The organism is Amycolatopsis ruanii (genome assembly GCF_003385175.1).
In the GTDB taxonomy this organism is placed as follows: Bacteria; Actinomycetota; Actinomycetes; order Mycobacteriales; family Pseudonocardiaceae; genus Amycolatopsis_E; species Amycolatopsis_E thermalba.
This window is the reverse complement of record NZ_PQHY01000020.1, coordinates 38,487-58,950: the sequence shown is the minus strand read 5'-3', so window position 1 is coordinate 58,950 and position 20,464 is coordinate 38,487. Positions and strand designations below refer to the sequence as shown.

Annotated in this window: 14 protein-coding genes and 1 pseudogene; 3 read left to right on the top strand and 12 right to left on the bottom strand. The window is 71.6% G+C overall.

Annotated features, from left to right (window positions below):
* Positions 1–77: 77 nt before the first annotated feature.
* From D0D28_RS13705 to D0D28_RS13695, 3 genes and pseudogenes are all read right to left on the bottom strand, one after another.
* Positions 78–2,576 carry a glycoside hydrolase family 172 protein gene (locus D0D28_RS13705; RefSeq protein ID WP_116110826.1) on the bottom strand — a complete coding sequence of 833 codons (2,499 nt, stop codon included), beginning with the start codon at positions 2,574–2,576 and terminating at the stop codon, positions 78–80.
* A gap of 583 nt (positions 2,577–3,159) precedes the next feature.
* A pseudogene (gene smc / locus D0D28_RS13700) lies at positions 3,160–6,741 on the bottom strand (chromosome segregation protein SMC).
* A 121-nt stretch (positions 6,742–6,862) separates the two neighbouring features.
* Positions 6,863–7,159, bottom strand: a complete 297-nt coding sequence (locus D0D28_RS13695) for an acylphosphatase (protein WP_167481454.1) — start codon at positions 7,157–7,159, stop codon at positions 6,863–6,865.
* A 159-nt stretch (positions 7,160–7,318) separates the two neighbouring features.
* Here D0D28_RS13695 and D0D28_RS37340 point away from each other — a divergent pair, with 159 nt between their 5' ends.
* Complete coding sequence (locus tag D0D28_RS37340; protein ID WP_094007337.1) at positions 7,319–7,948, top strand: hypothetical protein; 630 nt, start codon at positions 7,319–7,321, stop codon at positions 7,946–7,948.
* On the opposite strand, the gene D0D28_RS13685 is transcribed toward D0D28_RS37340, so the two are convergent.
* The 7 genes from D0D28_RS13685 to kdpF all read right to left on the bottom strand — a co-directional run bounded on the left by D0D28_RS13685 (position 7,913) and on the right by kdpF (position 16,311).
* A complete protein-coding gene (locus tag D0D28_RS13685) occupies positions 7,913–8,560 on the bottom strand; it encodes a hypothetical protein (RefSeq protein ID WP_094007381.1) in 648 nt (215 codons plus the stop codon). The genes D0D28_RS37340 and D0D28_RS13685 overlap by 36 nt on opposite strands.
* A 107-nt stretch (positions 8,561–8,667) precedes the next feature.
* The gene (locus D0D28_RS13680) at positions 8,668–9,360 is read right to left on the bottom strand and encodes a response regulator (protein WP_094007338.1); all 693 of its coding nucleotides are present in this window, start codon (positions 9,358–9,360) and stop codon (positions 8,668–8,670) included.
* Entirely contained in the window at positions 9,357–11,903 is a 2,547-nt protein-coding gene (locus D0D28_RS13675; protein ID WP_116110824.1) for a sensor histidine kinase, read from the bottom strand. The genes D0D28_RS13680 and D0D28_RS13675 overlap by 4 nt, the downstream gene beginning before the upstream one ends.
* Before the next feature lie 4 nt (positions 11,904–11,907).
* Positions 11,908–12,495 carry a potassium-transporting ATPase subunit C gene (locus tag D0D28_RS13670; protein WP_094007382.1) on the bottom strand — a complete coding sequence of 196 codons (588 nt, stop codon included), beginning with the start codon at positions 12,493–12,495 and terminating at the stop codon, positions 11,908–11,910.
* Between the two features lie 2 nt (positions 12,496–12,497).
* Complete coding sequence (kdpB, locus tag D0D28_RS13665) at positions 12,498–14,552, bottom strand: potassium-transporting ATPase subunit KdpB (RefSeq protein ID WP_094007340.1); 2,055 nt, start codon at positions 14,550–14,552, stop codon at positions 12,498–12,500.
* Positions 14,549–16,210: a potassium-transporting ATPase subunit KdpA gene (kdpA, locus tag D0D28_RS13660; RefSeq protein ID WP_116110823.1), complete on the bottom strand. Its 1,662-nt coding sequence runs from the start codon at positions 16,208–16,210 to the stop codon at positions 14,549–14,551. Before kdpA ends, kdpB begins: the two co-directional genes overlap by 4 nt.
* Positions 16,210–16,311, bottom strand: a complete 102-nt coding sequence (kdpF, locus tag D0D28_RS13655) for a K(+)-transporting ATPase subunit F (protein WP_094007342.1) — start codon at positions 16,309–16,311, stop codon at positions 16,210–16,212. Before kdpF ends, kdpA begins: the two co-directional genes overlap by 1 nt.
* A gap of 347 nt (positions 16,312–16,658) precedes the next feature.
* Here kdpF and asnB point away from each other — a divergent pair, with 347 nt between their 5' ends.
* Both asnB and D0D28_RS13645 read left to right on the top strand, forming a co-directional pair.
* A complete protein-coding gene (gene asnB, locus D0D28_RS13650; protein WP_116110822.1) occupies positions 16,659–18,494 on the top strand; it encodes an asparagine synthase (glutamine-hydrolyzing) in 1,836 nt (611 codons plus the stop codon).
* A gap of 309 nt (positions 18,495–18,803) precedes the next feature.
* Entirely contained in the window at positions 18,804–19,325 is a 522-nt protein-coding gene (locus D0D28_RS13645) for a general stress protein (RefSeq protein WP_116110821.1), read from the top strand.
* 44 nt (positions 19,326–19,369) lie between these two features.
* Here the strand turns inward: D0D28_RS13645 and D0D28_RS13640 are convergent, their stop codons facing one another.
* A complete protein-coding gene (locus D0D28_RS13640) occupies positions 19,370–19,846 on the bottom strand; it encodes a hypothetical protein (RefSeq protein WP_116110820.1) in 477 nt (158 codons plus the stop codon).
* 69 nt (positions 19,847–19,915) lie between these two features.
* The gene (gene idi / locus D0D28_RS13635; protein ID WP_094007346.1) at positions 19,916–20,458 is read right to left on the bottom strand and encodes an isopentenyl-diphosphate Delta-isomerase; all 543 of its coding nucleotides are present in this window, start codon (positions 20,456–20,458) and stop codon (positions 19,916–19,918) included.
* Between the last annotated feature and the right edge of the window lie 6 nt (positions 20,459–20,464).

The window sequence follows — 20,464 nt, the reverse complement described above, 5'->3', positions numbered from 1 at the left end:
CGGCCTGTCCCCACGCTGCTCGCTGCGCGGATTCGCCTGGTTCGACGAAACCCTGCGCCGCGCCCGCCGGACCCGCGCTAGTCCTGCGCCGGCTGGGGTGGCGCGCCCTGCGAGAAGACCGTGTAGCGCGACGCCGACCAGGCCGGGGCGCCCGCGACCGGCTCCAGCCGCACCCGCACCGCGCTCTGGCCCGCCGTCGCCGACGCCGGGATGTCGAAGCTGTCCTCCAGCCACCGCGAATGCGTGTTGCCCAGCGGCTGGTACCACTCGCCGACCAGCCGGTCGTTCACGAACACCCGCGCGTGCTGGAACGCCTGCGCCTGGTCGGACACGCGGTGCAACCGCAATCCGCCGTTCGACTGGTCCACCCGCGCCGTGAACGTCACCGGCTGGGTGGTCGACGTCGTGGTCCCGGTGACCGGGGTGCGGTCCCGCTTGCCCTCGAACGTCGACGTCAGCGACTCGCGCGTCTCGCCGGGCGCCGAATACCCGTGCTGGGACCGGCTCGCGTCGTCGCCGACCTCCACCACGTCGCTCTGGCTCATCGACGGCGTGGCCAGCCCGTACCAGTAGGCGGTCGAGCTGTAGTCGGCCGGCATCGACGACCGGTCGCCGTGCTCGATGTCGAACTCGATGCCGTTGCCGAACGGGACGCCGTCGCCGATCATCAGCCGGTAGGCGTTGAGGCACACGTACCGGCAGCCGTCGCCCGCGTCCTCGCGGCTCACCAAACCGGCCTGCGGCATCGCGTACGGCACGCCCTCGACGTAGCCGTCGCGGCCGTCCTGGAAGTACCAGCCGGACTCGTAGAAGTCCTCGGACCCGGTGCCGTGGATCGCCGGGCTGGCCGAGCCGTTCGGGTACATCCGCTCGTCACCCTCGAGGTAGTTCAGCTGGTTCTGCCCCGGCGGGATGCCGCCGCGCATGGTGGACGTGACCCCGTAGAACACGCCGCGTCCGCGCGCGGTCAGGAAGTTCCAGTCCTGACCGGACACCGTCTCGCCGCGGTGCTGGGTGGCGTGGAAGTAGCCGATCGTGCCGTCCCGCAACCCGGCCGCCACGCCCGGATCCGGCGCGGAGACCACCTCCAGGCTGCCCCCGGTGACCGGCACACCCGAGGTGTTGACCAGTTCGGCCACCGCGCTGCGGGCGTACGGCATCGGCCACCACGCGGTGAACGCGCCGTTGTCCGTGGTGTCGATGGAGTGCAGCAGCGTCCGCGACGCGTACTTGCCGAGGCCGGAACCGAAGAACTCGCCGACCGGGGCGTCGACCGTGGTCTGGCCGTCGAAGGTCAGCCGCAGCCGCAGGCCCTCCAGCACGGCCTCGGAGGCCATGGCCTGCCCGGGGTCCGCCGGGTAGCGGAAACGCCGCAGGCCGGACCACCGCTGACCGTCCACCCGGTACCCGTGCACCGCTTCCTCGTTGGGGTGGTTGTGGCCGAGGTCGAGCACGTCGGTGCGCACCCACCGGCCGCCGACCAAGCTGTGCACCTCGTAGCGGAACTCGTTGACGTCCTCGCTGGAGGAGACGAACCTGGTCGCGACCTGCAGCTGGGAGCGGTTGCGGGTCAGGTCGGCCGGCACGTCGACGACCTGGTCCATCCAGCCGCCGCCGGCGCGGGCCGGGCCGCTGTAGAGCTGACCGACGGAACGGCCGCCGACCAGCAGGTCCGCGCGTTGCTCGCCGATGCCCGCGTCGATGCGGCGGGTGATCCGCACACCGTCGTTGTCCGGCGCGACGGCCGCGGTGAACGAGCTGCCTCCGGCACCGTAGGCGCGACCGTCGTCGGCCAGTCCCGGGGCCGCGATGACCTGCGGCAACCGGAGGTTGAGCTGCGTGATCCGCCGCGTGCCGGACTGGAGCGGGATCGCGACGGCCGATCCGGCCGGGACGTCGACCGCGGCCGCCTGGGCACGCGCCCCGGGCGCGGCCGGTTTCGGGTCGCGCACGCCGAAGCCGCGCAGGCGCTGGATCACGTCGGTGGCCCGGTCGCCCGGGTTGAAGGTGCGCACGCCCGCCGCGTCGGCGAACTGGCGGTAGGTGACGTGGTAGAAGTGCGGGTTGTTCTCGGTGGTGATCCGCATCGAGGTCGTGTACGGCATGGGCACCTTGATCACCGCGCCGCCCATGGTGTCGGCCGAGTTGCCCACCAGCGGCCACACGAACGGCGCGCCCTTCGAGCCGTTGACGATGTCCTGCAACGACCCCTGCAGCACGACCCGCCCGTCCAGCTCGATCGTGATCCGCCCGATCGCGGCGACGGAGGTCGACTGGTAGGTGAACCAGATCGAGGAGATCTCACCCGCCCCGCGCGCGTCGGCGAGCAGGCAGTCGCCGTTCGGTTCCTGGCGCAGGCACGAGTAGGTGCCGACGAAGCCGTCGTCGTTGTTGCCGGTGCGGTCGAAGCTGGAGAACTGTTTGACCTGCTCACCGGGCCGCATGCGGGCGAGGCCGTCGATCGATCGGTAGACGTCCCAGCCCACGGGTCCCTTGTCGCTCGCGCCGGGAGCCGGCGCGGCACCGGCAGGCACACCCACGACGAGCGCGAGAACCATCCCGAGCACGACGAGCACGGAGCGGTTTTTGGGCGCGACAAAGGAACTTTTGGGCACAGTGAGGACCCCCAGCCTGGACGGACCGCCCCGCGCTGGCGCGCGAGTAATCGATTTCTGAACTTAGCGGGTGGTGGCGCCGGTGTGTCTAGCGCCACATGGGTGGTTACTGATCGAACACTGAGGGTTATTACCGGGCAGGAGTGTCTGAAACGGACACTTTCGAGGGAAGCGGGACCAGACCACCGGAGCTGGGTGGCCATCCCGTCGCCTGCCCGTCCGGCGAGGACATCTTTTGATCTTTTCCTGCGCTTCGCGCAGGGTCAAAGGCGCCTACGGCGCCGAACGGTCACCTTGGGTGGACCTCCCCCGCCCCCGCTCCTGAATTGTGTTTCGGTCGCCGAGCAGGCGTGTCAAGGCGGGAAAGAGTACCTTGACACGCCTGGTCGGCGACCAAAGATCGGCTGTGGATCGGGGGCGGGGGAGGTCTGGGGCGTGGTCGGTCGGCTTGCGTTGCCGGCTTGCGGTTCGCAGGGCTGCCGCGCGGTCAGCCGAGTGCCGATCTGCTTGCGTTGCCGGGCGGCGGTTCGCAGGGCTGCCGCTTCTACGCCTCCTGGCGTAGGCGTTGGCTGATCACCTTCGTGATGCCGTCGCCCTGCATGCTTACTCCGTAGAGTGCGTCCGCGATCTCCATCGTCGGCTTCTGGTGCGTGATGATGATCAGCTGGCTGGACTCCCGCAGCTGCTCCAGCAGGCCGATGAGCCTTCGCATGTTGGTGTCGTCCAGCGCGGCCTCGACCTCGTCCATCACGTAGAACGGCGACGGGCGCGCGCGGAAGATCGCGACCAGCATCGCCACCGCGACCAGCGACTTCTCCCCACCGGACAGCAGCGACAGGCGCTTCACCTTCTTGCCCGGCGGGCGCGCCTCCACGTCCACCCCGGTCGCGAGCATGTCGTCCGGCTCGGTCAGCACCATCCGGCCCTCGCCGCCGGGGAAGAGCACCGAGAACACCGTCTCGAACTCGCGGGCGACGTCGTAGTAGGCGGACGTGAAGACCTCGAGGATCTTGTCGTCCACCTCCTTGATGACCGTCAGCAGGTCCTTGCGCGTCGCCTTCAGGTCCTCCAGCTGGGTGGACAGGAACTTGTACCGCTCCTCCAGCGCGGCGAACTCCTCCAGCGCCAGCGGGTTGACCTTGCCCAGCGTCGCGAGGTCCCGCTCGGCGCGCTTGGCCCGCCGCTCCTGCGTGCTCCGGTCGTACGGGATGGCCGGCGGGGCGCTGACCTGCTCGCCGTTCGCCTTGGCCTCCTCGTACTCGGCCATCTCCTGCGCGCTCGGCGGCACCGGCACGTCCGGGCCGTACTCGGCGACCAGGTCCTCCAGGCCGATCCCGAAATCCTCGGCGATCTTCGTCTCCAGCTGCTCCAGCCGCAGCCGCTGCTCGGCGCGCAACACCTCGTCCCGGTGCACCGCGTCGGTCAGCTTCTCCAGCTCGTGGGTCAGCTCGCGCACCCGGTTGCGCACCTGCGCCAGCGCCGCCTCACGCTGCTGGCGCACCGCCTGTGCCTCGTCGCGCTCGGCGGCGGCCCGCTGCACCGACAGCTCGATCCGCTCCAGCGCCACCTCACCCGCGTCGACCACGGCCGCCGCGATCGCCGCGCCACGGGCACGCGCCGCCCGCGCCTTCTCCGCCCGCTCCCGCGCCGCGCGCTCCGCGTGGGCGGCACGCCGCAGCGAATCGGCCCGGCCCGCGATGCTGCGTGCCCGCTCCTCGGAGGTCCGCAGCGCCAGCCGCGACTCGACCTCCTCCTGACGCACCGCCGCCAGCCGTTCCGCGGCCTCGTCGCGGGCGCTGGTGTCCGGGTCCTCGTCCACCGGCTGCTCGGCCACCGCCGCCAGCCGCTCCTCCAGCTCCGCCAGGCTGGCCAGCGCCTGCTCGCGGCTGGCCTCGACCTTCGCGCGCTGGTCCCGCAACCGCGTCACCTCGGCCTCGGCCGACCGCGCGGCCTGCTGCATCCGGTTCAGCCGCTCCGACGACCGGGCCTTGCGGACCTTCGCCTCGGACAGCGCTTCCTTGGCCTGGGCCACTTCCTCGCGCCGGGCCTGCTGCTCGGCGCGGGCGCCCTCCAGCTCGGCGGCCGTCTGCTCCAGCCGGCGCTCCGCGGCCATCAGCCGGTCCCGCGCCTCGTCGACCGCGGCCTGCACCTCGATGACGCTCTCGCTGCGGCCCGAGCCACCGACGGCCCAGTGCGAGCCGAACACGTCACCCTCGGCCGTCACCGCGCTGACCTCGGGGTGCGCCGCGACCAGCTGCCGCGCCGCCTCCAGCGTGTCCACCACCGCGATCCGGTCGAGCGCGCGCTCCACCGCGGGCCGCAGCGGCTCCGGCGCGGTGACCACGTCCCTGGCCCAGCGCGCGCCGTCCGGCAGCGACGGCCAGGCCGAAGTGTCCACTGTGTACGGAGCGCCGCCGAGCAGCACCCCGGCGCGGCCGGAGTCGTTGTCCTTCAGGAACTTCAGCGCGGCGATGGCCTCGTCGCCGCCCTGCACCGCGACCGCGTCGGCGACCGGGCCGAGCGCCGCGGCGAGCGCGACCTCGTAGCCGGCCTCGACCGACAGCAGCGCGGCGACCGACCCGAGCAGCCCGGGCAGCCGGTCTCCCGCGCCGAGCAGCTCACCGGCGCCGTCCTTGCGCCGCAGGCCCATCGACAGCGCGTCCACCCGCGCCTTCTCCGACGCGATCTCGCGCTCGGCCTGCCGCTCGGCCTTGACCAGCTCCTCGACGCGCGCCTTCGCGGCCTGGTTGGCCTGGACCGCGCGGTCGTGCCGGTCCTGCAGGCCGGCGTCGTCGGACTCCTCGACCCCGCCCTCGGCCCTGGCCTCCTCCAGCTCCTCGACGGCCAGCTCGGCACGCGCGGCGGCCTCGTCGATGGCGGCGGTGAGGCGGTCGATCTCGTCGGAGGTCGCGCTGTTCTTGCTGCGCAGCGCCTCGACCTGGCCGGTGAGCTTCGCCAGGCCCTCGCGCCGGTCGGCGATCGCCCGCACCGCGGCCATGTGCGCCTTCTCCGCGGCCTGGACCTCGTGCTCCAGCTCCTCGCGGCGCAGCACGGCCTCGGCGAGCGTCTCGCGGGCGACCATGACCGCCTCGTTCAGCTCGGCCTCGCGCTCGGCGACCTGCTCGGCCTCGGCCAGCAGCTCCTCCGGATCCCGGCCGCCGGTCGCGGTGTCGACGTCGGCGGACAGGTGCCGCTGCCGCTCCACGGCCAGCCGCACGGTGCCGCGCAGCCGCTAGCCCAGCGCGGACAGCTTGAACCAGGTGTCCTGCGCGGCGTTGAGGCGCGGCGCGTCCTCCGCGACCATCGCCTCCAGCTGGGCCTCCTCGGCGCCGGCGAGTTCGAGAGCCTGCTCCACCTCGGCGCGGCGGGCACGGGCGGCGTTCTCGTCCGCCTCCTCACGCGCGATCGCGGCGCGCTGCGTGACCAGGTCGTCGGCCAGCAGGCGCAGGCGCGCGTCCCGCAGCTCGGCCTGCACGGACTGCGCCTTGCGGGCGATCTCGGCCTGCTTGCCCAGCGGCTTGAGCTGGCGGCGCAGCTCCGCGGTGAGGTCGTTGAGGCGGTCCAGGTTCGCCTGCATCGCGGTGAGCTTGCGCAGCGCCTTTTCCTTGCGCTTGCGGTGCTTGAGCACACCCGCGGCCTCCTCGATGAAGGCGCGGCGCTCCTCCGGCTTCGACTCCAGGATCTGCGCCAGCTGGCCCTGGCCGACGATGACGTGCATCTCGCGGCCGATGCCGGAGTCCGACAGCAGCTCCTGGATGTCCAGCAGGCGGCACGAGCTGCCGTTGATCTCGTACTCGCTGGCGCCGTCGCGGAACATCCGGCGCGTGATCGAGACCTCGCTGTACTCGATCGGCAAGGCGCCGTCGGCGTTGTCGATGGTCAGCGTGACCTCGGCGCGGCCCAGCGGCGCGCGGCCGGAGGTGCCGGCGAAGATGACGTCCTCCATCTTGCCGCCGCGCAGGTCCTTCGCGCCCTGCGTGCCCATCACCCAGCGCAGCGCGTCGAGCACGTTCGACTTCCCCGACCCGTTGGGGCCGACGACGCAGGTGATGCCCGGTTCGAACCGCAGGGTGGTAGCCGAGGCGAAGGACTTGAAGCCCTTCAGCGTCAAGCTCTTGAGATGCACGTGGCGGGACCCTTCAACGCCTGAGTGATCCGGGAAGTCTATCCGGGGCGGGTGAACGTCCCGGTCATGACCGTGGGCGTGTTGTCCCCGCGAGCCTCAGGCGTCTCGATCGTCCCAGGTGTCACTCCTCGACGAAGCCCGTAAGCCCGCCCTGCGCCGGGGACCAGTGCTCGACCACTTGATCCACACGACCGGGTGACGATGGTGAGCGAAGCAGGTCCAGTAGCTGCTGACAGTGGCCCTCACTACCCTCCGCCAACACCCGAACACGGCCGTCGTCGAGGTTGCGCGCGCTGCCCACCAGGCCGAGTTCCAGCGCCCGGCACCGGGTCCACCAGCGGAAACCCACTCCCTGCACCCGTCCGCTGACCCACGCCGTGAGCCGGACGGCGTCCTTTTCACCCGTCACGTCCCCCATCCTGCCGGAACCTTTCCGACTGCGGAGGGTGATCACGCCGGTGCTCCTGGCCAGATCGACATTCACTCTTAGTGCTAATCTCCCCGGCAGGCGCCACCATTCGGGCTCACTCGCCCGGGTGTGCTCAAGCCGGTTTCCCCGCCAGTCAAGGAGCGACAAATGGCCCACATGGGTCGTCGGACCGAGGTGTCCCCGCCGCGCGACTCCGCCACCCGCAGCCAGCGCAGCGGCTACGTACTGCTCGCGGTCAGCGGTGTCGTGCTCGCCACCGCGTTCGGGGGGCTCGCCTCGATCATCGCGCCGGGCGACTCACCGAAGGTCGCGGTGCCGGGCGGCACCAACTCGACCCCGGGAGCGCAGCTCGTCCCCGGCTACCCGGCTCCCGGCCAGACACCGGTGACCGTCGACGGCGTGGCGATCCCCGCGGGCACCCGCACGGCCGTGGTGACGACCAACCCGGACGGGACGCAGGTCGTGACGCTGCTTCCGGCCGAGGGCTCGGACGAGGCGCCGATCGTGCTGCCGCCGGGCACCCCGCTGCCACCCGGCACGGTCATCCCGCCCGGCACCACGCTGCCCCCGGGCACCACGACCACTCCCCCGCGCAACGACACCCCCGCGACGCGGACGCCGAAACCGTCGTCGAGCAGCACGCCGACCAGCACGCCCGACACGACTTCGCCGACCACGGATCCGACCACGCCGACCAGCAGCACCGCGCCGACGAGCAGCTCCCCCGACGACAGCTCGACGTCAAGCGGCAGCGACAGCTCGAACCCGACCACCTGACCGCCGCCGGGTGAGCAGTCGCGTCACCAGCGCGACCAGCGACAGCAGCGGCAACGGAAAGCCCAGCACCAGGCCGATCCCGGCGTCGGCGACCGGCGCGCACACCGCGGCCACGAACACCCACAGCGGCCCGGTCGGTGGCTTCGCGGCGCCGGCCCACGGCGTGCGCTTCCACGGTTTCGCCACGGAAAGCCAGGCCTGGAACGCGATCGCGCTCGCCATGAGCACCGTGCCCGCGACGAGTGCCCCGGGTGGAGGCTCCCCCGCCAGCGCGGCCCGTTCCGCGTCGGCCAGCGCCGGGGACAGCACGAGGATCGCGACGTGGAACTGCACCACGGTGATGGTGAACTTGCCGAACACCCACCAGTGCCGGAAGAACCCCCACGGCGTGGCCGCCGCGAGCAGGAACCCGGTGAACGCCGACGCGTTCGCCAGCGGCGCGAGCAGGTGCAGGTCGATCGCGTGGGCCATGGACATCGCGCTCGCCCGGCGGCCGGGGTCGCCGCCCGAGCCGATCAGCATGAGCGCGAACAACGTGAGCGCCTCGGCCATCCAGCCGACGGACGTGATGATGTGCAGCCAGACGGCCGCGTGCCGCCATCCCTTGAGCATGCTCCCGAGGCTGCCGCTCCCGGCCGCCCCGGACATCGGGTGCCGCCCGGATTTCGTCCCTGGCCGCGAGTCGCCCGATGTTGACACCCGGCGTCGCCGCAGAACGATCAGGCTTCGAAGCGGTAGCCCATTCCCGGCTCGGTGATCAGGTGCCGCGGCCGGGACGGCTCCTTCTCCAGTTTCCGGCGCAGCTGCGCCAGGTACACCCGCAGGTAGTGCGACTCGTTCTCGTAGCCGGGGCCCCACACCTCGCGCAGCAGCTGTTTCTGCGCCACCAGCCGGCCCCGGTTGCGCACCAGCAGCTCCAGCACCCCCCACTCGGTCTTCGTCAGGTGCACCTCGGCCCCGTCCCGGTGCACCTTCTTCGCCAGCAGGTCCAGCGTGAACGACTCCGTCTCGATCACCGCATCGCCCTCGGCCGACGGCACCGCCGAGCGCCGCAGGGCCGCGCGCAGCCTGGCCAGCAGCTCGTCCATCCCGAACGGCTTCGTCACGTAGTCGTCCGCGCCGAGGTCGAGCGCCTTGACCTTGTCGGGCGACTCACCGCGGGCGGACAGCACGATGATCGGCACCGTGGTCCACCCGCGCAGCCCGGTGATCACGTCGGTGCCGTCGATGTCCGGCAACCCCAGGTCCAGCACCACGACGTCGGGTTTCGTCTCGGCCACCGCCCGCAACGCCGCCGCCCCGTCGTGCGCGGTCACCACCTTGTACCCGCGCGCGGCCAGGTTGATCCGCAGGGCGCGCACGATCTGCGGCTCGTCGTCGACCACCAGGACCGTGCCGGTCTGCTCGGTCACGAAGCCACCTCCTTCAGCACCACCGGCACCACGTCCGGAGCCTGGCACGCCTTGAGCGCCACCACCACCGTGAGCCCGCCACCGGGCGTGTCCTCCGCCCGGATCGTGCCGCCCATGGCCTCGGTGAATCCTTTCGCGACGGACAACCCGAGCCCGACCCCGGGCGTCGCGTCCCGGTCCCCCAGCCTTTGGAACGGCGCGAACGCCGCCTCCGCCGCACCCTTCTTCAACCCGCGCCCGTGGTCCACGATCCGCAGCTCCACCCACTCCGCGTACGCCGACCCCCGCACCGCCACCGGCGCCCCGCCGTGCCGCAACGCGTTGTCCAGCACGTTCGCGATCACCCGCTCCAGCAGCCCGGGGTCGGCCATCACCGCGGGCAGCCGCTCGTCCACCTCGACCGCCACCGACTCCGAACCGTCCACATTCGACAGCGCGTGCGCCACCACCTCGTCGTAGCCGACCGGCCGCAGGTGCGTGCGCACGGCCCCGGCCGCCAGCCGCGACGAGTCGAGCAGGTTGTTCACCAGGCGCGCGAGCCGGTCGGTGGATTCCTCCGCCGCCTCCAGCAGCTCCTCGGTGTCCTCCGGCGAGAGGTCGATGTCCTGCGCCCGCAGGCTGCCGATCGCGGCCTTGATCGAGGTCAGCGGCGTGCGCAGGTCGTGCCCCAGCGCGGACAGCAGCGCCGTGCGCAGCTGCGTCGCCTCGGCCTGGCGCTCGGCTACGGCCTGCGCCGCCGCCAGCCGCTGCTGCCGCAACGCCAGCAGCGCCTGCCCGGCCGCCGCCTCCAGCGCCCGCCGGTCCGCCGCGGGCAACGCCCTGCCCCGCAGGGTCAGGTGCACGTCGGCGGTGACCGGGATGTCCACATCGGCCTCGTCCGGCTTGCCGCACGGGTTGACCCCGGCGTGCTCGACCGCCTGCCACTTGCCGCCGCGCTTCTCCAGCAGCACCACGCATTCCATGCCGAAGTTCTCGCGCACCTTCTCCAGCAACCGCGGCAACGGCTCGGCGCTCGTCAGGACCGTCCGTGCGTAGGAAGCCAGCAACGCCGCCTCCGTGCGCGCCTGCGCCGCCTGAGTCGCCCGCCGCGCCGCCCGGTCCACGACCAGCGCGACCAGCACCCCGACCAGGACCATCGCGATCAGCGTGATCACGTTGCTCTGCGCGTGCACGGTCAGCGTGTAGAGCGGTTCGGTGAAGAAGAAGTTCAGCAGCCCGGCCGACAGCAACGCCGCCACCAGCGCCGGACCGAGCCCGCCGACCAGCGCGACCACCACCGTGGCGAGGAAGTAGTCCACCACGTCGGTGGAGAAGTCCAGCTCGTGCCGCAGCAGCACCCCGGTCAGCGTGGCCAGTGCGGGCGCGAGGAACGCCAGCACCCAGCCGATCAGCAGCCGCGACGGCGCGAGCGGGCTGCGCCGGCCCAGCCACGACCGCAGCCGCCCGCCCGCCTCGTCGTGGGTCACCATGTGCACGTCGATCTGCCCGGACCGCTGCACCACCGTCGCGCCGATGCCCTCGTCGAACAGCCGCGCGATCCGCGACCGGCGCGAGGTGCCGAGCACGAGCTGGGTCGCGTTGACGCCGCGGGCGAAGTCCAGCAGCGCGGTCGGCACGTCGTCGCCGACGACCGTGTGGAACGTGCCGCCGAGCTGATCGGTGAGCTTGCGGTACCGGCCGGTTTCGACGTGCCCGAGCGGGGACAGCCCGTCGCCGCGCAGGACGTGCAGCACCAGCAGCTCAGCCCCGGCCCGGGTGGCGATGCGGCTGCCTCGCCGGATCAGCGTCTCGCTCTCCGGGCCGCCGGTGATCGCGACGACCACCCGCTCCCGCGTCTCCCACGTGTCGGTGATCCGCTGCTCGGCGCGGTAGCGCTGCAACGCCACGTCCACCTGGTCGGCCACCCACAGCAGCGCCAGCTCGCGCAGGGCGGTGAGGTTGCCGGTGCGGAAGTAGTTGCCCAGCGCCGCGTCGATCCGCTCGGCCGGGTAGACGTTGCCGTGCGCGAGCCGCCGCCGCAGCGCCTGGGGCGTGATGTCGACCAGCTCCACCTGCTCGGCCCGGCGCACCACGTCGTCGGGCACGGTCTCCTGCTGCGCGACGCCGGTGATGCGCTCGACGACGTCGCTCAGGCTCTCCAGGTGCTGCACGTTGACCGTGGACAGCACGTCGATCCCGGCGTCGAGCAGCTCCTCGATGTCCTGCCAGCGCTTCTCGTTGCGCGAGCCGGGCACGTTGGTGTGCGCCAGCTCGTCCACAATGGCCACCTCGGGAGCGCGGGCGAGCACCGCGTCCACGTCCAGCTCGTCGAAATCGCGCCCGCGGTAGGTCATCCGCCGCCGCGGCACGGTTTCGATGCCCTCCAGCAGGGCCGCGGTCTTGGCCCGGCCGTGGGTCTCGACCAGGCCGGCGACCACGTCGGTGCCGCGGTCGAGGCGGCGCCGCGCCTCGCCGAGCATCGCGTAGGTCTTGCCCACGCCGGGCGCCGCGCCGAGGTAGATGCGCAGCTCTCCCCGGCGCGGCGGCTCCTTCTCCGGTTCCACCTGTTCAGTGTGCTCCTGCCCGGCCGATCGCGAGGTTGAGCCGCAACACGTTCACCCCCGGGACGCCGATGCCGTGACCGGTCGTGTTCGCCTCCACCAGCTGCCGCACGCGCTCCTCGGTGAGCCCGGTGTTGCGCGCCACCCGCGGCACCTGCAGCTCGGCGTAGGCGACGCTGATCGTCGGGTCCAGGCCGGACGCCGAGGCCGTCACCGCGTCGGCCGGCACCGCGTCCGGCGACACGCCCTCGCGTTGCGCGACCGCCGCCTTGCGCTCCTCGACGGCGGCGACCAGGTCGGGGTTGAACCCGCCCTTGTTCGAACCGCCGGACACCGACGGGTCGCCGGTCGCCGAGGGCCGGGTGTGGAAGTACGGGTCGCGCGCCGGGTCGGCGGGGACCGGGTCGATCCCGATCAGCGACGAGCCCACGACCTGCCCGTTCACCGTCACCAGCGACCCCTCGGCGTGGTCGTGCAGCCCCGGGATCCGGGACACCGCCCACACGCCGAGCGGGTAGACCACCCCCAGCAGCACCGTGAACACCAGCAGCACCCGCAGGCCGGCGCCGGTCTGCTTCACCAGAGTTCTGATCATCACTACCCGATTCCAGGGATGACGCGGACCACCAGGTCCACGAGCCAGATGCCGAGGAACGGCGTCACGATGCCGCCGACCCCGTAGATCAACAGGTTGCGCCGCAGCAGCGCCGACGCGCTCGACGGCTGGTACCGCACACCCCGCAGCGCGAGCGGGATCAGCGCCACGATGACCAGCGCGTTGAAGATCACCGCGGACAGGATCGCCGACCGCGGGGTCGCCAGGTGCAGGATGTTCAGCGCGGCCAGCTGCGGGAAGATCGCCACGAACATGGCGGGCAGGATCGCGAAGTACTTCGCGAGGTCGTTGGCGATGCTGAACGTGGTCAGGGCGCCGCGGGTGATCAGCAGCTGCTTGCCGATCTCCACGATCTCGATCAGCTTCGTCGGGTCGGAGTCGAGGTCGACCATGTTGCCGGCCTCCTTCGCGGCCGACGTGCCGGTGTTCATCGCGACCCCGACGTCCGAGGCGGCCAGCGCCGGGGCGTCGTTCGTGCCGTCGCCGGTCATCGCGACCAGCCGGCCACCCTCCTGCTCCTTGTGGATCAGGGCCATCTTGTCCTCGGGCTTGGCCTCGGCGAGGTAGTCGTCGACCCCGGCGTCCTCGGCGATGGCCCGTGCGGTGCGCGGGTTGTCCCCGGTGATCATCACCGTCTTGATGCCCATCCGGCGCAGCTCGGCGAAGCGCTCCCGCATGCCCGGCTTGACCACGTCGGACAGCCGGATCACGCCGCGCACGACCGCGTTGCCCCCGGTCAGCTCGGCGACCACCAGCGGGGTGCCGCCCTGCTCGCTGATCTCGTCCACGATCCGCTCGGTCTCGTCCGGGAAGGTCCCGCCGTGCTCGCGCACCCACTCGCGGACCGCGCCGGCCGCGCCCTTGCGGACCTGGCGGCCGGGCAGGTCGACGCCGCTCATCCGGGTCTGCGCGGTGAACGGGACGAACTCACCGCCCTCGGGAACCGTCGTGCCCTCGGTCAGCTCGACGACGCTGCGGCCCTCCGGCGTGCCGTCGGCCAGGCTGGACAGCCGCGCGGCCTCGGCCAGCCGCTCCGGGGTCGTCCCGCCGACCGGGATCAGCTCGGTCGCGCGCCGGTTGCCGAAGGTGATGGTGCCGGTCTTGTCCAGCAGCAGCGTCGACACGTCCCCGGCGGCCTCGACCGCGCGGCCGGACGTGGCGAGCACGTTGCGCTGCACCAGCCGGTCCATCCCGGCGATGCCGATCGCCGACAGCAGCGCCCCGATCGTCGTCGGGATCAGGCACACCAGCAGCGCGGTCAGCACGATCACCGACTGCTCGCTGCCGGAGTAGGCGGCCATCGGCTGCAGCGCGACGACGGCGAGCAGGAAGATGATCGTCAGCGTGGACAGCAGGATCGTCAGGGCGACCTCGTTCGGCGTCTTCTGCCGCGAGGCGCCTTCGACCAGCGCGATCATGCGGTCCACGAAGGACTCGCCGGGCTTGGTGGTGATGCGCACGACGATCCGGTCGCTGAGCACGGTCGTGCCGCCGGTGACGGCCGAGCGGTCGCCGCCGGACTCGCGGATCACCGGCGCGGACTCGCCGGTGATGGCCGACTCGTCGACCGTCGCGATGCCCTCGACCACGTCGCCGTCGCCCGGGATGGTCTCCCCGGCCTCGACGACCACCAGGTCACCCACCCGCAGCTCGGCACCCGGCACGCGCACCTCGCCGTCCGGGGTGATCCGCCGGGCGACGGTCTCCTTCTTGGTGCGGCGCAACGACTCCGCCTGCGCCTTGCCCCGGCCCTCGGCGACGGCCTCGGCCAGGTTCGCGAACACGACCGTGAACCACAGCCACACCGCGATCAGGATCGTGAACACGCTCGGGCCGGTGATCGCGAAGACCGTGGTGAGGACCGAACCCACCCACACCACGAACATGACCGGGTTGCGGACCTGGTGGCGCGGGTCGAGCTTGCGCAGCGCGTCCGGCAGCGAGGTCAGCAGCTGGCGGGCGTCGAACACCCCCGCGCCGACGCGGTTCGGGTGCGCCGCCTGGGTTTCGACGGGTTTGTCCTGCGTGACAGTCATGCCATGGCCTCCGCGATGGGACCGAGCGCGAGCGCGGGGACGAAGGTCAGCGCCGCGACGAGAAGGATGGTTCCGGCGAGCACGGAGCCGAACAGCGGCCCGGTCGTCGGCAAGGTGCCCGCGGTCTCCGGCACCTTCTTCTGCGCGGCCAGCGAACCGGCCAGGCACAGGACCGCGATGATCGGCACGAACCGCCCGATGAGCATCGCCACCGACAGCGACGACTGGAACCAGTCGTTCGTCACGGTGATGCCGCCGAAGGCGCTGCCGTTGTTGTTGCCGGTCGAGGTGTAGGCGTAGAGCACCTCGGACAGCCCGTGCGCGCCGCTGTTGCCCAGCGCGCCCGCGGTGCCCGGCATGAGCAGGGCCGCACCGGCGCCGAGCAGCACGACCGTGGGCATCGCCAGCATCGCGATCGCGGACGCGGTGACCTCGCGCCTGCCGAGCTTCTTGCCCAGGTACTCCGGCGTGCGCCCGACCATCAGGCCGGCCAGGAACATCGCGATGATCGCCATCACCAGGATGCCGTACAGACCGGTGCCGACCCCGCCGGGCGAGACCTCGCTGAACAGCATGTGCAGCAACGTCATCCCGCCGCCGAGACCGCTGTAGCTGTCGTGCATCGAGTTCACCGCGCCGGTCGAGGTGCCGGTGGTGCTGGTGGCGAACAGCGACGACGCGCCGATGCCGAACCGCTGCTCCTTGCCCTCCAGGTTCGCCCCGGCCAGCAGCGCGGCGGGCCCGTTCGGGTGCGTCTCGGCCCACCAGGTCACGGCGAGCACGAACGTCCACAGCAGACCCATCACCGACAGCAGGACGTACCCCTGCTTCGGGTTGCCGGCGAGCCTGCCGAACGTCCGGGTCAGCGACACCGGGATCACCAGGATCAGGAAGATCTCGATCAGGTTGGTCCAGGCGTTCGGGTTCTCGAACGGGTGCGCGGAGTTGGCGTTGAAGATGCCGCCGCCGTTGGTGCCCAGTTCCTTGACGACCTCCTGGCTCGCCGTGGGGGCCAGGGAGATCGTGCTCCGCGTGCCGTCCAGTCCGGTGGCCGTGACCCCCGCCCGCAGGCTCTGCGTGACGCCGAGCGCGACGAGCACGATCGCGAACAGCACCGCCATCGGCAGCAGGATCCGCACGGTGCCGCGGGTCAGGTCGACCCAGAAGTTGCCGAGCCGGTCGGTCCTCGACCGCGTGAACCCGCGGACCAGCGCCATCGCGACGGACAGGCCCACGGCCGCGGACAGGAAGTTCTGCACCGTCAGCCCGGCCATCTGGACGAGGTGGCCCATGGTCGTCTCGGGGACGTAGGACTGCCAGTTCGTGTTGGTCACGAAGCTGACCGCGGTGTTGAACGCGACGCCCGGGTCGACCGGGCCGCGGCCGAGGCTCAGCGGCAGCAGCGACTGCAGGCGCTGCAGCAGGTACAGGAAGACGATGGACACCAGCGAGAAGCCGAGCACGCCCAGCGCGTAGGTGGGCCAGCGCTGCTCGGAGGACGGGTCCACCCGGAACGCGCGGTACAGGCCGCGCTCCAGCTTCAGGTGCCGCTCGCTGGTGAACACGCGCGCCATGTAGTCGCCCAGCGGCTTGTGCACCAGGGCCAGCGCGGCGACGAGGATGCCGGCCGTGACCAGACCGGAGGCGAGGTCCGACATCAGAACCTCTCCGGCTTGATGAGTGCGATGAACAGGTAGACGATCAGGCCCAGCGCCAGCACCCCACCGGCGACGTTGGCGACCACCCCGGCGCCGCTCACAGCTTCTCCAGTCCGCGCAACGTCAGCGCCAGCACCGCGAACACCGCGATCAGCAGCACGGCGTACAGCAGATCCGCCACTTCACACCTTCCAGCACGGGTCACCCGATCGGTGACCGCTCCGGTGACAGCCTGCGCTCGGGATGTCCCGTTCCCCGCGCGGTCTGACGGCGCCTTGACGCGGCATCGGACGGCGTTTACGTGTTCTTGAGGTGCGTGTGCGACCGGCCACACTCCGTGAAATCCATCCGGTCACAGCGGTCAGATCGGGCAGACAGTTACCGGTGAGTTGTGTTACCACGGTGTTACGCATAGTTGTACTTGCTAAGCATCGGGAGGGTAGTACGCATGTGCGGCATCACCGGCTGGGTCTCCTTCGAGACCGACCTCACCCAGCGGCGCGAAGTGCTCGACGCCATGACCGGGACCATGGCCTGCCGTGGCCCCGACGACTCCGGGACCTGGATCGCCCGGCACGCCGCCCTCGGCCACCGGCGGCTGGCGATCATCGACCTGCCCGGCGGGCGGCAGCCGATGTCGGTGACCACGCCGTCCGGCGAGGTCGCCATGGTCTACAGCGGTGAGGCCTACAACTTCACCGAGCTGCGCCGCGAACTGGCGGGCAAGGGCCACGCCTTCCGCACCGACAGCGACACCGAGGTCGTGCTGCGCGGCTACCTGGAGTGGGGCGAGTCCGTCGCCGACCACCTCAACGGCATGTACGCCTTCGCGATCTGGGACGCGCGTGACGAGAAGCTCGTCATGATCCGCGACCGGATGGGCATCAAGCCGTTCTACTACTACCCGACGCGGGACGGCGTGCTGTTCGGCTCCGAGCCGAAGGCGATCCTGGCCAACCCCGCGGCCGAGCGGATCGTGGACGCGGACGGGCTGCGGGAGCTGTTCTCCTTCACCAAGCAGCCGGGCTGGTCGCTGTGGCACGGCATGTCCGAAGTGGAGCCGGGCACGATCGTCCGGGTGGACCGGGACGGCGTGCACACCCGCACCTACTGGAAGCTGGAGGCGCGCGAGCACACCGACGACCAGGAGACGACCGTCGCGCGGGTGCGCGAGCTGATGACCGACATCGTGCACCGGCAGCTGGTCGCCGACGTGCCGCGCTGCGTGCTGCTGTCGGGCGGCCTGGACTCCAGCGCGATCACCGGTCTGGCGGCCGCGCGGCTGCGGGAAGAGGGCGAGCAGCTGCGCACGTTCTCGGTGGACTTCGTGGGCCAGGAGGAGAACTTCAAGCCCGACGAGATGCGCGACACCCCGGACTCGCCGTTCATCCGGGACGTGGCGAAGCTGGTCGGGTCGGCGCACCAGGACGTCGTGCTCGACCCGGCCGCGCTGACCGACCCGGCGGTGCGGCGGGCGGTGCTGACCGCGCGGGACATCCCGGCCGGCATGGGCGACATGGACACCTCGCTGTACCTGCTGTTCAAGGCGATCCGCGCGGAGTCGACGGTGGCGCTGTCCGGCGAGTCGGCCGACGAGGTGTTCGGGGGGTACCGGTGGTTCCACGACGAGACCGCCCGCAACGCCGACACCTTCCCGTGGCTGGCGTTCCGCACCGGCGTCCAGGACGGCGGCAACCTGCTGCGCGGCGACGTGTCCCGGACGCTGGACCTGGACGGCTACATCGCGGACCAGTACCGCACCGCGCTGGCGCGGGTCGAGCACCTGGACGGGGTGTCCGCGGAGGAGCGCCGGATGCGCGAGGTGTGCCACCTGCACCTGACCCGGATGGTGCGGGCGCTGCTGGACCGCAAGGACCGCGCGTCGATGGCGGTCGGGTTGGAGGTGCGGGTGCCGTTCTGCGACCACCGGCTCGTCGAGTACGTCTACAACACGCCGTGGTCGCTGAAGACGTTCGACGGCCGGGAGAAGAGCCTGCTGCGGCACGCGACCAAGCACGTGCTGCCGCGGTCCGTTGTGGACCGGGTGAAGAGCCCGTACCCGTCCACGCAGGACCCCGGGTACGCCGCGGCGTTGCAGCAGCAGGCGAAGGAGGTGCTCGCCTCACCCGGCGACCCGGTGTTCGAGCTGGCCTCCCGCGAGTGGGCAACGGACGCGGTGGGCCAGGACCCGGCCGCGATGGACTCGCTGACGCGCCACGGTCTGGACCGGCTGCTGGACCTGCACCACTGGTTCGACATCTACCGGCCGGAGCTGCGAGTCTGATCGGTGCTTCGAAGCACCGCATGAGCAGCTTGCACCGCCGCGGGTTTCGAGTCGGATCTGCCGCGCGGAGCGCGTCCGTTGAGGGCGGTGGCGGGCGACGGGCGGGCGGCCTCTCGCGAGGACAGCGCCGACGTGGTTGATGGCACTGTCGCGCGAAGCGCGTCCACCAGGGGCGGTGGCGGGCTGGCGGGAGGGGCCGCTACCCGCACCGCCCCGCAGGCCGCCACCTGAAAAATGCCTGTGAGGTTCGGACATCGGGCACAAGTGGGTATGCGTGAGCGTTGGACTGGTCAGGAGAGGTGAGGAAAGATGACCCAAGCATTCACGCAGACCGCGTTCACCAACGCCCGGACGAACCCGCAGCTCCCGACCCTGCCCACCGGCTGGCCGATCGGGTCCTACGAGTCCTACGAAGAGGCCCAGCGGGCGGTCGACCACCTCGCCGACAACGACTTCCCCGTGGCGGACGTCACGATCGTCGGAGTCGAGCCGATGCTGGTCGAGCGCGTCGCCGGCAAGCTCAGCTGGGGGCGGGTACTCGGTGGCGCGGCCATGTCGGGTGCCTGGTTCGGTGTCTTCGTCGGCCTGTTGCTGACGATGTTCACGCCGGGCGCCGGGTTGCTGCCGATCCTGTTCGGTCTCGTCGCCGGTGTCGCGTTCAGCATGGTGTTCGCGGCCATCAGCTACGGCGCCACCCGCGGCCGCCGGGACTTCGTGTCGCAGACGCAGCTGGTCGCGCGCCGCTACGACGTGCTGAGCCAGCCCCGCAACGCCGAGAAGGGCCGCGAGCTGCTGGCGAACCTCGCCGCGCGGGCGCACGTGTTCAACTGAGTCACCTGAGGAAGAGCCCCGAGCCGGTCCGGCTCGGGGCTTTCTCAGTTGCGGGAGTCCGACAGGACGTACCCGCACACGGTTTCCCTCCTCAGCTGCGCCCAGTCGGTCCGGAAGCCGCTCGTGGCCGGCTGCGCCGCGGCGGGACAGGCGAACAGGTCGAGCAGGCACCAGCCGTCGTCCTCGGTGAGCTGGCCGACGACGAAGCTGGACGTCCCGTCGGCCACGAACACGGCGACGGCGAAGTCTTCGGCGTTCTGGCGCACCTCGTAGACGGAGATGTCGCCGATGGTGAACGCCGAAACCCGTCCCTGGCCGGGCAGGTCGACCTCGTCGACGGGCGGCAGGCCGGCGCAGGTCAGGTCCCGGTAGGCGGCGCGGTCCTCGCCGGTGAGCGCCGTGGCGATGTCGTCCGCGGCGTCCCCGGGATCGTCGTCGAACACGTACACCAGGAGCAGCACGACCACCGCGATCGACGCGACCGCCGCGCCGCCCAGCGTCCACCACCGCGCCCGTCCCATCCGCACCTCCCGAGGTAACCGCGGACGGGCGGTGACCGTCAAAGGCGATGTCCTGATGCGGTCACACGGCTACCGCCGCGCCCCCGCGGAAAGGGCTTCCGCCAGGCGCGGAACCTGCAGCTGCGACCACGGGCTGAACACGAACGGCGTGCGGCTCATGCTCTCCACGAGGTCGGTCCACGCCGACCACCGCCACTCGCACACCTCGTCCGGCTCGGGCAGCGGGTCGGCCGCGGCCTCGGCGACCCACACCGGGCAGAACTCGTTCTCCACCACGCCACCGGCGTCGGTCGCGGTGTAGCGGAAGTCCGGCAGCACCTTCCGCAGGCCGGTGACCTCCAGGCCCAGCTCCTGCTTCGCGCGCCGTCCGATGGCCTCCGCCATGTCCTCGCCCGGGCCGGGGTGGCCGCAGAACGAGTTGGTCCACACGCCCGGCCACGTCTTCTTGCCGATCGCCCGCCGGGTCAGCAGCACGCGACCGGCGCGGTCGAAGACGTAGCACGAGAACGCCAGGTGCAGCGGGGTGTGCGCGTCGTGCACCGTGCGCTTGGGCGCGGTGCCGATGGGGTCGAAGCGCTCGTCGAGCAGCACCACGAGTTCTTCCTGGGCCACGTGCCC

Excerpts from the sequence above, each read along its gene's own strand:
- D0D28_RS13695 (WP_167481454.1), bottom strand. The coding sequence starts at position 7,159 with ATGGGGGACGTGACGGGTGAAAAGGACGCCGTCCGGCTCACGGCGTGG.
- D0D28_RS37340 (WP_094007337.1), top strand. The coding sequence starts at position 7,319 with ATGGCCCACATGGGTCGTCGGACCGAGGTGTCCCCGCCGCGCGACTCC.
- D0D28_RS13685 (WP_094007381.1), bottom strand. The coding sequence starts at position 8,560 with ATGCTCAAGGGATGGCGGCACGCGGCCGTCTGGCTGCACATCATCACG.
- D0D28_RS13670 (WP_094007382.1), bottom strand. The coding sequence starts at position 12,495 with ATGATCAGAACTCTGGTGAAGCAGACCGGCGCCGGCCTGCGGGTGCTG.
- kdpB (WP_094007340.1), bottom strand. The coding sequence starts at position 14,552 with ATGACTGTCACGCAGGACAAACCCGTCGAAACCCAGGCGGCGCACCCG.
- kdpA (WP_116110823.1), bottom strand. The coding sequence starts at position 16,210 with ATGTCGGACCTCGCCTCCGGTCTGGTCACGGCCGGCATCCTCGTCGCC.
- asnB (WP_116110822.1), top strand. The coding sequence starts at position 16,659 with ATGTGCGGCATCACCGGCTGGGTCTCCTTCGAGACCGACCTCACCCAG.
- D0D28_RS13645 (WP_116110821.1), top strand. The coding sequence starts at position 18,804 with ATGACCCAAGCATTCACGCAGACCGCGTTCACCAACGCCCGGACGAAC.
- D0D28_RS13640 (WP_116110820.1), bottom strand. The coding sequence starts at position 19,846 with ATGGGACGGGCGCGGTGGTGGACGCTGGGCGGCGCGGCGGTCGCGTCG.